Origin of the sequence: Streptomyces flaveolus (genome assembly GCF_000716535.1) — a bacterium.
Lineage (GTDB): Bacteria > Actinomycetota > Actinomycetes > Streptomycetales > Streptomycetaceae > Streptomyces > Streptomyces flaveolus_A.
The window spans coordinates 123,214-135,003 of sequence record NZ_JNWV01000022.1 but is presented as its reverse complement, the minus strand read 5'-3'; the positions used below and the strand labels follow the sequence as shown (position 1 = coordinate 135,003).

8 protein-coding genes are annotated in these 11,790 nt (G+C 74.3%); 3 read left to right on the top strand and 5 right to left on the bottom strand.

Annotation, left to right across the window (positions count from 1 at the left end; translation table 11 throughout):
* Window positions 1–119: 119 nt before the first annotated feature.
* Entirely contained in the window at window positions 120–806 is a 687-nt protein-coding gene (locus tag OO52_RS24520) for a lytic polysaccharide monooxygenase auxiliary activity family 9 protein (protein WP_030648908.1), read from the bottom strand.
* A 364-nt stretch (window positions 807–1,170) separates the two neighbouring features.
* On the opposite strand from OO52_RS24520, the gene ettA reads away from it, so the two are divergent.
* Genes ettA through OO52_RS24505 form a run of 3 tightly spaced genes read left to right on the top strand, consistent with a single transcriptional unit; the run spans window position 1,171 to window position 3,962 of the window.
* Window positions 1,171–2,835 (top strand): energy-dependent translational throttle protein EttA, encoded by a 1,665-nt coding sequence (gene ettA / locus OO52_RS24515; RefSeq protein ID WP_030648894.1) that lies wholly within the window; start codon window positions 1,171–1,173, stop codon window positions 2,833–2,835.
* Between the two features lie 6 nt (window positions 2,836–2,841).
* A complete protein-coding gene (locus tag OO52_RS24510) occupies window positions 2,842–3,285 on the top strand; it encodes an acyl-CoA thioesterase (RefSeq protein ID WP_030648891.1) in 444 nt (147 codons plus the stop codon).
* Window positions 3,282–3,962, top strand: a complete 681-nt coding sequence (locus OO52_RS24505) for a hypothetical protein (RefSeq protein ID WP_030648888.1) — start codon at window positions 3,282–3,284, stop codon at window positions 3,960–3,962. The genes OO52_RS24510 and OO52_RS24505 overlap by 4 nt, the downstream gene beginning before the upstream one ends.
* A 69-nt stretch (window positions 3,963–4,031) precedes the next feature.
* On the opposite strand, the gene OO52_RS24500 is transcribed toward OO52_RS24505, so the two are convergent.
* The 4 genes from OO52_RS24500 to OO52_RS24485 form a co-directional block, all read right to left on the bottom strand.
* Window positions 4,032–4,982, bottom strand: a complete 951-nt coding sequence (locus tag OO52_RS24500) for an ABC transporter ATP-binding protein (RefSeq protein WP_030648886.1) — start codon at window positions 4,980–4,982, stop codon at window positions 4,032–4,034.
* An 86-nt stretch (window positions 4,983–5,068) separates the two neighbouring features.
* The gene (locus OO52_RS24495; protein ID WP_030648884.1) at window positions 5,069–7,864 is read right to left on the bottom strand and encodes an FtsX-like permease family protein; all 2,796 of its coding nucleotides are present in this window, start codon (window positions 7,862–7,864) and stop codon (window positions 5,069–5,071) included.
* A gap of 1 nt (window position 7,865) precedes the next feature.
* A complete protein-coding gene (locus OO52_RS24490) occupies window positions 7,866–11,177 on the bottom strand; it encodes an FtsX-like permease family protein (RefSeq protein ID WP_030648882.1) in 3,312 nt (1,103 codons plus the stop codon).
* 149 nt (window positions 11,178–11,326) lie between these two features.
* Window positions 11,327–11,731 (bottom strand): globin, encoded by a 405-nt coding sequence (locus OO52_RS24485; RefSeq protein WP_030648879.1) that lies wholly within the window; start codon window positions 11,729–11,731, stop codon window positions 11,327–11,329.
* Window positions 11,732–11,790: the final 59 nt, after the last annotated feature.

The following is an 11,790-nucleotide window of genomic DNA, read 5'->3' as shown; positions in this document are numbered from 1 at the left end:
AGCGCTCCCGACAGAGGTGGACGCGACCCGGTCTCGGCTCGGCCGGGCCGCGTCCGTTGGGTGGGGACGGGGGTGATGACAGTGAGCTGTGGGGCCGGTGGGGGGCGGGGTCGGGCAGGTCAGCGGAAGTTCACGTCACTGCACAGGAAGTAGGTCTGGTCCATGTGCGAGGCCTGCCAGATGGTGTAGACGACGTGGCGGCCGCTGTAGCCGGAGGTGCTGACGGGGATCGAGTAGTTCTGGCTGGGCGCGTACTTGCCGGTCCGGGCGACCAGTTGCAGGTCGTTCCAGGTCAGCGGCTGTTTGGTGGGGTCGAAGCCCTGACGGGTGACGTAGACGAGGAAGTAGTCCGCGCCGTGGCTGGCCTGGTCGTACAGCTTCACGGTGAAGTCGGCGCCGATGTCCGTGGTCTTCCAGGGGCCGACGGCGTCGAGGGAGTTGTAGCGACCGGCCTCGGTCTGGCCGCCGCTGCACAGCTGGCCGTTGGGGATGACGGCCTGGAAGTTGTCGGCGGAACCGTTGCGGTAGAGGCCGTTCCAGTTCCACATGGCGTTGGGGTTGGCCTGCCACGCCTGCCAGCACATGGGGTCCTGTTCCGCCATGGCCGGGTTCTGGAAGTCGCTGCCCCAGCGCTGCCAGCAGCCGTAGTTGCGCGAGGCCGGGTCGATCACCGAGCCGTGGGCGGAGGCGGTGCCGCCCCAGGTGAACAGGCTGACGAGTACCGCGACGAGGGTGCTCAGGACGAGCGCCAGACGGCTGCCCGTACGACGTGCGCGCTCACGAATTTCATGCTCATGACAATGCATGGCGAGGCTCTTCCTGTGGGGGACGGGTCACTGTGGGGTTGTGGCGGCGGCGCATGGGAGCGCTCCCGCGCCCGACCTCCAGGCTGCGGGGCGGGCCACGAGGCGGCAACGGTTCGTTTCCGCCAAACCTGAGAGCGCGGTACAGAGCTGTCGGTGAGCGGTCGAAGCATCCTGTCCCTGGGCCGCGCGAGGGCGCCCGAGGCCGGCCGACGGTGCCGGACAGTGACAGACGAGTCGCCGCGCGCAGCAGCGAAGCCCCAGGTCAGCGCGTCCGGGCCATACGCGTTTCCGCCCAGGGGTGGCCGTACGGCAAGATGGGGTGTATCTGCCCACTGCCAGATTTCAAGCTGCCGGACGGTTTCTCTTGGCTGAGTTCATTTACACCATGCGCAAGGCGCGCAAAGCGCACGGCGACAAGGTGATCCTCGACGACGTCACCCTGAGCTTCCTGCCGGGGGCGAAGATCGGTGTCGTCGGCCCGAACGGTGCCGGTAAGTCGACCGTGCTGAAGATCATGGCGGGGCTGGAGCAGCCGTCCAACGGTGACGCCTTCCTCTCGCCCGGCTACACCGTCGGCATCCTGCTGCAGGAGCCGCCGCTGACCGAGGACAAGACCGTCCTGGAGAACGTCCAGGAGGGTGTTGCCGAGATCAAGGGCAAGCTCGACCGGTTCAACGAGATCGCCGAGCTGATGGCGACCGACTACTCGGACGCGCTGCTGGAGGAGATGGGCAAGCTCCAGGAGGAACTGGACCACGCCGAGGCCTGGGACCTGGACGCCCAGCTCGAGCAGGCCATGGACGCCCTGGGCTGCCCGCCCGGCGACTGGCCCGTGACCAACCTCTCCGGTGGTGAGCGCCGTCGCGTCGCGCTGTGCAAGCTGCTGCTGCAGCAGCCCGACCTGCTGCTGCTCGACGAGCCCACCAACCACCTCGACGCCGAGTCCGTGAACTGGCTGGAGCAGCACCTCGCCAAGTACCCGGGCACCGTCGTCGCTGTCACCCACGACCGGTACTTCCTGGACAACGTCGCCGGCTGGATCTGCGAGGTCGACCGCGGTCGCCTCCACGGCTACGAGGGCAACTACTCCAAGTACCTGGAGACCAAGGCCGCCCGTCTGAAGGTCGAGGGCCAGAAGGACGCCAAGCGGCAGAAGCGGCTCAAGGAAGAGCTGGAGTGGGTCCGCTCCAACGCCAAGGGGCGGCAGGCCAAGTCCAAGGCCCGTCTCGCGCGGTACGAGGAGATGGCCGCCGAGGCGGACAAGATGCGGAAGCTGGACTTCGAGGAGATCCAGATCCCGCCGGGCCCGCGTCTGGGCAACGTGGTGGTCGAGGTCAACGACCTGCACAAGTCCTTCGGCGAGAAGGTGCTGGTCGACGGACTGTCGTTCACGCTGCCGCGCAACGGCATCGTGGGTGTCATCGGTCCGAACGGCGCCGGCAAGACCACGCTGTTCAAGATGATCCAGGGTCTGGAGACCCCGGACTCCGGTGACATCAAGGTCGGCGAAACCGTCAAGATCTCCTACGTCGACCAGAGCCGCGAGAACATCGACCCGAAGAAGACGCTGTGGGAGGTCGTGTCCGACGGGCTCGACTACATCAACGTCGGTCAGGTCGAGATGCCGAGCCGCGCGTACGTGTCGGCCTTCGGCTTCAAGGGCCCGGACCAGCAGAAGCCGGCCGGCGTCCTCTCCGGTGGTGAGCGCAACCGGCTCAACCTGGCGCTGACCCTGAAGCAGGGCGGCAACCTGCTGCTCCTCGACGAGCCCACCAACGACCTCGACGTCGAGACGCTCTCCAGCCTGGAGAACGCCCTGCTGGACTTCCCCGGCTGCGCCGTGGTCGTCTCCCACGACCGGTGGTTCCTCGACCGCGTCGCGACGCACATCCTCGCCTACGAGGGTGAGTCGAAGTGGTTCTGGTTCGAGGGCAACTTCGAGTCGTACGAGAAGAACAAGATCGAGCGGCTCGGCCCAGACGCCGCGCGTCCGCACCGTGCCACCTACAAGAAGCTGACCCGGGGCTGATCGGTCTTGCGCCACCTCTACCGCTGCCCGCTCCGCTGGGCGGACATGGACGCGTACGGCCACGTCAACAACGTGGTGTTCCTCCGCTACCTGGAGGAAGCCCGGATCGACTTCCTGTTCCGTCCGGACAAGGACTTCAAGCAGGGGTCCGTGGTGGCGCGCCACGAGATCGACTACAAGCGGCAGCTCGTCCACCGGCACGAGCCGGTGGACATCGAGCTGTGGGTCACCGAGATCAAGGCCGCGTCCTTCACCCTCACCTACGAGGTGAAGGACGGCGATCTCGTCTACGTGCGGGCGTCGACGGTCATCGTCCCGTTCGACTTCGACGCCCAGCGTCCGCGGCGGATCACCGCGGAGGAGCGTGAGTTCCTCCAGGAGTACACGGACACCGCCGAGGAGCCCGTGGCCACCGAGCCCGAGCCCGAAGGGGAGGCCGTCGCGGCATGACCGTGCTGCACCTGGCCGACGAGACGGAGGCGGCGGACCTCGCCGCCTTCCTCTCCCGGCTGCTCCACTTCGACCGTGGAGCCGCGGTGCGGCTGCAGGCGGCCGGCACCGCGCTCGCCGTCTTCGGCCGGCCGCCGTCCTTCGAGGTGCTGGCCGTTCGCGCGGTGCGGCTGGCCAAGCCGTACGAGGACGGGCTCGACGTCTCCCTCGACGTGACCGTCTCCGCCGGTGAGTTCCTGGAGTCCGTGGACGAGCGCGCGGCCACCGCCGCCGTCCCGGGCGCGGTCACCGGACCGCCGTGGGCGGGGGTGCTGCCGCCGCGCGCCGGCTGGCAGCCCGAGCCGGGGCTGCCGGCGCCCGACGCGCTGCGTGCCACGGTCGCCGCCGCGGTGGCCGAGTTCCGCTCGCGCACCGAGGAACTGGGACCGGAGGGCCGTACCCGCGCGGAGCTGGACCGGATCGGGCAGGACATCTGGTCCCGGCAGATCGCGGACACCCGGCTGCCGGTACGGGCCGTGCACGCGGCCCAGTCACTGGGCTTCCTGCGGCCCCGCACCGAGCCCGGCGACATCGGGCTGTTCTCCTCGGGGGCGTGGCTGCGGCTGCGTACGCCGTACGGCTCGGTGGCCGTGCGGCAGGCGGGACTGCTCGGAGCCTTCGGGGTCAGCGTGCGCTGAGCGGGGCGGGTCCGTGCGTCCCGAGCCGGGCGGTACGGATCACTGGGTGCCGTCCGGCCATACGTCGGCTCACCGTGTGTCGTCCGGCCATACTCCGATGTGGTCGGACTCCAGTTCCAGGGCCACGCGGTCGCGCATGTCCAGGGCGCGGAGGTAGTCGGCCGGCAGTTGGAGGCGGCCCGCGCGGTCGAGCATGGCGTACTCGCGGGCCACGACCGTCTCGTGGCCGGTCGCCGCGTCGATCTCGCTGCGGCGGAGCACCTCGGTGGAGGTACGGCCGTCCCGGATCGCCACCGTACGGCGGACCTCGCTCGCCACCGCCTGGTCGTGCGTGACGATGACGATCGTGGTGCCCAGGGTCTCGTTGGCCGTGCGGAACGCGTCGAAGATCTGCGTGGCCGTCTGGGAGTCGAGTTCGCCGGTGGGTTCGTCGGCGAGGAGGACGGCCGGGTCGTTCGCGAGGGCCACGGCGATCGCCACGCGCTGCTGCTGGCCGCCGGACATCTGCTGCGGGCGGCGGTCGCGGCAGTCGGCCACCTGGAGCAACTCCAGGAGTTCCAGGGCGCGTTCGGTGCGGGCGCGGCGGCCCTTGCGGGTGCGGGAGAGCTGGAGGGGGAGCGCGACGTTCTGGGCCGCGGTGAGGTAGGGCAGGAGGTTGCGGGCGGTCTGCTGCCAGACGAACCCGACGACCTCGCGGCGGTAGGCGAGGCGGTCGGCGGCGGTCATGGTGAGCAGGTCGCGGCCGGCGACGCGGGCGGCGCCGGCGGTGGGGGTGTCGAGGCCGGCGAGGATGTTCATCAGGGTGGACTTGCCGCTGCCGGACGCGCCGACCAGGGCCATCAGTTCGCCCTCGCGGACGAGGAGGTCCAGGCCCTGGAGGGCCTGGACCTCTATGCCGGCGGTGGTGAAGATGCGGACGAGGCGGTCGCAGGTGATCAGGGCGTCGTGGCCGTAGCCGGGGGTCGCTCTGGCGTCCGTGACCCGTTTGGCGAGGTCGGTCAGGGTGGGGTCGGTTGTCATGGGGTCTCCTGCGAGGGTGCGCGGTGCTGGTGCCCGGCGGGGGTGGGGGCCGCTCGCCCGTGCCGGCGGGGTGCCGCGTGGCGCAGTCATCGGCCGTCCCCCGCCCGTAGTTCCGTCACCGAGCCCCGCCTCCCCGTCCACCACGCCTGGAGTGCCGCCACCCCCACCGCCACCGTCACCACCGCGAGTGCCGGGAGCAGGAGCGACCAGGTGTCCGGGTGGAGGCGGGTCTCGGTCAAGGGGGTCTGGGCCGACGGGAGGGCGATGGTCGTCAGGTCGATGCCGGGGGCGAGGAGGCGGATCGCGGTCCAGCCGGTCAGTGTGCCGCCCAGGGCCGCGAGGAGTGCCTGGGGCAGGGATTCCAGGATCAGCAGGTGGCGGGACTCGGCTCGGGTGAGGCCCATCGTGCGCAGGCGGGCCAGCAGCGCGGACCGTTCGGGGGCCGCGCGGAGCAGCGACAGCAGCAGGGCGAGGACGGCGAAGCCGGCCCCCGTGACGACCGCCGCCGTGTAGACGTGCTCGGCGCCGGACTGCAGGGGCGAGTCGGCGTACCGGGCGCGTTCCTCGGCCCGGACCCGTACGGCGGCCGAGCCTCCCACGGCCTTCCGCAGGGCGTCCGCGTCCACATGCTCGCCGGTGAGCAGCAGGGTCGTGGGGCGGCCGGCCGGGGCGGGGAGGCCCGCTCCGTCCACGAGGAGGAAGTCGGGACCGGAGAGGGCCGGTGTGCGGTCGCGGACCAGGACGATCCGCACGGTGACCGCGCTGCCGTCCTCCAGCCGGACCAGGAAGGGCCGCCGGGTGCCGTAGGAGGAGGCGACGGAGGGGGAGGCGACGGCGGGGAGGGGGCCGGAGCGGTCGTCGGCCGCGAGGTGGCCGGTGGTGGACCCACCCCCTGCCGTCAGCCGGCCCGTGCCGGACCGGCCCCCCGCGGTCAACCGGTCGGGCGGGAACGTGCCCAGGCCGGTGTGGGCCGTCAGGGCGCCGTAGCCGCGCGGGTCGACGCCCACCAGGGGTACCTCGTTCTCGCCGTCCTCCGGCTTCGCCTGGTACGCGATGCTGACGGGTGTGACCGCGCGGACCCCGGAGACCGAGCGGGCCCGGGCGGGGGCGTCGGCCGGCAGTGGGGCGCCCGCGTCGGCGCGGGCGTCGGCGCCGACCGTGAGCAGGGCCGCCCGATCGCGTGCCTCGGCCACGCCCGCCAGCACCGAGCCGCCGAACGCCGCCGTGGTCAGCGCGGTCAGCAGGGCGAGGAGCGGGAGCACCGCGGAGGCCTGGGTGCGGCCCGCGCGGGCCAGGGAGAGGTGGCCGACCGCGCCGCGGAGCCGCCCGGCGGGGCCGGACAGGCGGCGCAGCAGCAGCGGGTAGAGGCGGAGCAGCAGCAGTGCGGCGATGACGCCGACCAGGACGGGCGCCACGGCCGTCAGCTCGTCGCCCGTCGTGCCGCGCCGGCGCAGGGTGGCCACCGCACCGGCGGCCAGCACCAGCAGGGTCAGCTCGGCGACCGTACGACGCCGGGAGGGCCGTACCGAGGCGAGGTCCTCGCGCGGGGCCGTCAGCCGGACCGCGCGGTGGGCGAGGGCGGCCCGCAGGGGGAGCGCGGCGCAGGCGGCCAGGGTGACGGCCAGGGCGGAGAGGACGGCCGGGACGACCCGGCCGGCGGGGACCACGAGCAGGGACCCGGCCAGGCCGAGCGCGCCCGCCGGTACGGCGATCACGGCGGTCTCGGCGAGCAGCCGCCCGGCGAGGCCGGAGAGGGAGGCGCCGCGGGCGCGCAGCAGGGCGAGTTCGGCGCGGCGGCGGTCGGCGGCCAGGCCACCGGTCATCAGCAGGACGACGGCGACGACCGTGGCGGTGCCCGCGGCGGCCACGGAGACCAGTGGGGCGATGCCGGAACGCAGCCGGGAGAAGGAGGCGAGGGCGTCGTCCAGGTCGGTGTTGATGTCGGTGCCGTCGTCGGTGACGGTGCGGGCGCGTTGCAGGCCGGGACCGGACTCCAGGGCGGCGACGGCGGGCCGCAGGCGGTCCAGGTCGTGGGCGTGCAGTCCGCGCAGGTCGGGCGCGAGGTGCCAGTAGCGGGCCGGGTTGGTGCTGGTGCCCAGGAGGGCGGGGGCCGCTTCGGGGGCGAGCAGCAGCGCGCCGAGCCAGTACTTGTCCGGGTCCGGGCCGGGGGTGGGCAGGGTCACCAGGGTCGGGGTGCGCAGCAACGGGACGGTGGACCAGTAGGCGCCGTCGGGGTCGCGCGGGACGAGGATGCCGGTGACCCGGACGGCGAGCGGGTCGCGGCCGGGCGCCGGCATGTGGACGACCGAACCCACCCGGATGTGCAGGGCTTTGGCGGTGGCGGCGGTGACGGCGGCCTCCACCTCGGGGGTCGTGGCGTCGACCGGGTGCGGGGCGCCGGGCAGGCGGCCGGTGCGCACGCGCGCGTGGTCGGCGAGGCCGCTCTGCGCGGCCAGCGAGATGTGGGCGGGCAGCCCGGTCGGCCGGGGCAGCCACGGGTCGGGCACCGCGGGGCTGACGGTGCCGGTGACGCCGTACGCGGACTGGGCGCGGTGCACGCCCAGCGGGCTGCCGACCGTGCCGAGCACCTTCTCGTACTGCCGCTTCAGCACGTCGGGGCGCAGTGCCGCGGCGCGCCGCTCGGGCGGCAGGCCGAGGTCGGGCTGGGGCGCCGACACCCGTACGGTGGTGTGCTCCGGGCGGGCCTGCCGGAGCGTTAGCTGCAGTCCCGCGTCCTCGTACCGGTCCACCGCCCGCGGAAAGGCACCGGCCAGACACGCGGCCAGCCCGACCAGCACCGCGAGCGCGACAGCGGCACCGGGCGCGGCGCGCAGCCGGGTGCGCACCCACGGAGCGGCCACGCGCGGCGGTCGACGGCTCATGTCACTCACCCCCCTGCGCACGCAGTGCCCGTGCCGGATCCGCCCGGCGTACGGCGGCCGTCGCCGCGATCGTCAGTGGGGCCACGGCGACGGCGGTGAGCAGCAGCGCCACGCGCCCGGGCGGGAGTTGGACCAGCAGGTCCGGTACCGGGCGGGTCGCCTCGCCGGTCAGCACGATCAGCGGCAGGACGGTGCGGGCCAGTACGGTGCCCAGGCCCAGGCCCACCGCGAGTGCCAGGCCCACCAGGACGGCCTGTTCGGCGGCGACCGTCCGGGCCAGCTGGCGGCGCGGTACGCCGAGTGCGCGCAGGACGGCGAACTCCGCGCCGCGGGCACGCTGCGCGCCGGCGGCGCCGACCGCGAAGCCGACCGCGGCGAGCGCCGCCGCGACCACGGCCGCGGCCGTGAACGCGGCCTCGGGCCCGGCGCCGAACGGGTCGTCGCGCAGTTCGGCGGCGATCTCGTCGCGCACCACGACCTGCCCCGGATCGACGTCCGGCAACGCCCGGACGGCGGCGGCCACCTGCGCGGTGGCGCGGGGCGTGGTGGCGAGCCACCACTCGGTGGGGGCGGCGTTCTCGCCGTACCGGGCCTGGAGCAGTTGGTTCAGGGCGCGCAGGTCGAGCAGCACGGCGCCGCCGTCGTGGGCGCCCGTGGCCGCCGGGTCGGCGGTGGCCGGCAGCGCCCGTACCGCCCGTACGATCCGCACCGGCACCCGCCGGTCGCCGATGGTGAGGTCGACCCGCTGCCCGGTGCGGGCGCCCGCCGCGTCCAGGTACCGGTCGGTCGCGACGGCCGGCACTTCGGCGGGCGCGGTCTCGGCGGCCTGGAGCCGGAGGGTGACGGAGGCGACGGTCCAGATGTCGGCGTCCGGGAGGTAGCCGGTGCTGTAGGCGAAGGTCAGCGGGTGGGTGCCGGTGACCTCGGGGCGGGTGGGGCTGGTGGCGGCGCTCGGTACGGCGGCGCCGCCGGCCTCCGCGGTGGTGGTCCACCGGGCGGGCAGCGTGAGCCGGTGCTCCGTGCCGTCCGTGCCCGACGCGGTCAGCCCGTCGATGGTGAGGCGGTGGTGCTCGGCCCGTTCGGCGGGCTGGGTCAGGTCCAGGCGGAGACCGGTGAGGGTCGCCGGTCCGGTGGCGGTGCCGAGGGCGAGGATCAGGGCGTGCGGGCGCCCGTCGGCGGTGAGCTGCCCGATCGGCAGTTGGTACGGCACCCCGTACCGGTCGGTCAGGGTCACCGTCACCGTGGTCGTGGTGCCCGGTCCGGTCGAGCTGTGCAGCCGCGCCGTCAGCTTCAGCCGGGCGGTGCCCGCCGGGACCTCGGCCCCGGCCGGGGTGCCCCGGGGGGTGAGCCGGCCCAGCAGCGGCCGTACCGGTTCGTCCGCCAGGTCGGGGCGCATGAGGACCGCGTCCGCCGCGTGCGCGGTGTCCAGGGCCAGCACGGTCGCCGTGCGGTCACCGGACAGCGGCTGGGCGGCGCGCACGGCCGGGGCCGCCTCGCGCACCCGTGGCAGGCCGGCGTACAGGTCCGTACGGCCGAACTCGTCCTCCCCGGTGGCCAGGACCCGCACCGGCACCCCGGCCCGGAAGTCGGCCTGGTCGTCCTGCGAGCGGTCCCAGGAGGCGGCCTGCCCGATCGCGAGCATGCCGAGGGCCACGGCGAGGACGAGCAGCAGCACCGGGCCCGCGCCGCGCGCGGTGCGCCGGCTGAACTGCCAGCCGGCCAGCGCCACCGGCAGCCCCCGCCCGCCGGCCGCCCACCGTTCGGCGAACCGCGCGACGGGCGGCAGCAGCCGCAGCGTGAGCACGGTCCCGGCGAGCAGGGCCAGCGCGGGCGCGGCCACCAGCAGCGGATCGACGCCGAGCGCGCCGGACCGGTCGGCGGCCACGGCGCCGGAGTCCTGCCGGCTCAGCTGCCAGTAGGCGACCCCGGCGATCGCGAGCAGCCCGAGGTCGGCGCCGGCCCGCAGCGGGGCCGGCACGGCCCGCGCGCCGTCCGGCCGGGCCGCCTTCCCCCGGAGTCGCAGGGCCCAGGAGCGCCGGCGCCCGGACGCGCGCACCTCGGCCCCCGTCCCCCTCACCGCCGGTACGGTCACCGCCAGCGCACAGCCGACGGCGACCCCGGCCGCGACCAGCCAGACGGCGGGCCGGCCGGCGGGCGGGAGGTCCAGGCGCAGGCCGAGCCGGGCCAGCGGGCCGTGCCCGGCCAGCAGGGCGGTGAGCGGGCCGGCGAGCAGGGGCGCGCATGCGGCCGCGGGCAGCGCGAGCAGCAGCGCCTCGGCCCCGGCGAGTGCGGCGATCCGGGTGCGGGAGGCGCCGCGGGCCCTCAGCAGTCGGGTCTCGTCGGCGCGTTCGGTGCTGAGCAGCCGGGCGACCAGCAGCAGCGCGTACCCGGCGAGGAGGACGAGCTGGAGCGCGACGATCAGCAGGGTGGAACGGGCCACGAGCAGCGAACGCTCCACCCGGTCCAGCACGTCCGGCAGCGCTGTCTGCGACACCGTCGTACCGCTCAGCGCGGCCGGCTCGCGCAGGGCCGCGCTGCCGGCCCGGGCCGCCGCGCGCAGTTCCCCGATCCGTCCGGTCGTCACGGAGGCGAAGTCCGCCGACGCCAGCCAGCCCGTCGCACCGGCGCTGACCCGGCCGCCGGTGAGGACGGCGGGGTCGGCGAGCAGCGGGCCGTACGTCGTGAAGCCGGACTTCTTCACCCCGCGCCCGAGCAGGTCGTCCAGCCGCCAGTACGGTGCGGTCACCGAGGCGGGGCGGTACACGCCGACGACCCGGACCCGGACCGCGGGGCCCCGCAGCCGGTTCGCCAGGGTGAGCCGCGCGCCGGGCTTCAGCCGCAGCGCGCGGGCGGCCGTCTCCGGGAGCGCCACCTCGGCCTCGCCGTCGGTGCGGCGGGGGAGGCGGCCGGCGGCCACCCGCACCTGCGTGCGGTCCAGGGCCGCGAAGTAGGTCAGGTCCGGGTCGCCCGCCCTGCTCGCGGGCGGCTGGAGGGAGCGGGGCAGGGCGTACGGCCCCGAGCGGCGCAGGGTCCGTACGGTCACCGGCAACCCGGCGAAGGTACGGCGCGCGCCCCGGCGTACGGCGGTGTCGGCCGCGGTCCGCTCGGCCGGGGGCACGTCCGCCTTGACGATCAACGCGGTGTCGGCGGCGCCCCGCGGGTCGGCGAGGAGATGGCGCAGCGCCGCGTCGCCGATCGCCCCCGAGTACGCCGTGAGCGTCGCCAGCACGGTGGTGGTCAGCACCACCGTCAGCAGCGCGGCGCCCAGCAGCAGGCGGTGCGCACGCGCGCGTGAGAAGACGAACCCCGTCACCCGGCCCCCGTGTGTCCGGTGCTTCCAGACCTTCGGGCGATGCTGGCAGAGGGTCGGGCGCCGGGTAAGCGGTTGTCCGCCGGTCTATACCGGATTGTGATCGGAATGCGGCGACGCATGACCGGAATCCGACCTTCAGTGACGTCCCGTCAGTCCGGGGTGTTCACCATCGACGCGGCGGCGTACGTCAGGTAGTTCCACAGCGTCCGCTCGTGCTCCTCCGACAGCCCCAGCTCGTCGACGGCCACCCGCATGTGCCGCAGCCAGGCGTCGTGCGCCGCCCGGTCCACGGTGAACGGGGCGTGCCGCATGCGCAGCCGGGGGTGGCCGCGGTTCGCGCTGTACGTCGTCGGGCCGCCCCAGTACTGCATCAGGAACAGCACCAGCCGCTCCTCGGCCGGACCCAGGTCCTCCTCCGGGTACATCGGCCGCAGGAGCGGGTCCTCCGCGACCCCCTCGTAGAAACGGTGGACGAGCCGGCGGAAGGTCTCCTCCCCGCCGACCTGCTCGTAGAAGGTCTGCTCCTGAAGCGTGCCGCGCCGAATCTCATTCACCCGTCCATCGTCTCAGACCGGGTGACCGAGGACTCGAGGCTTAGGACCAGCCCGGTCCG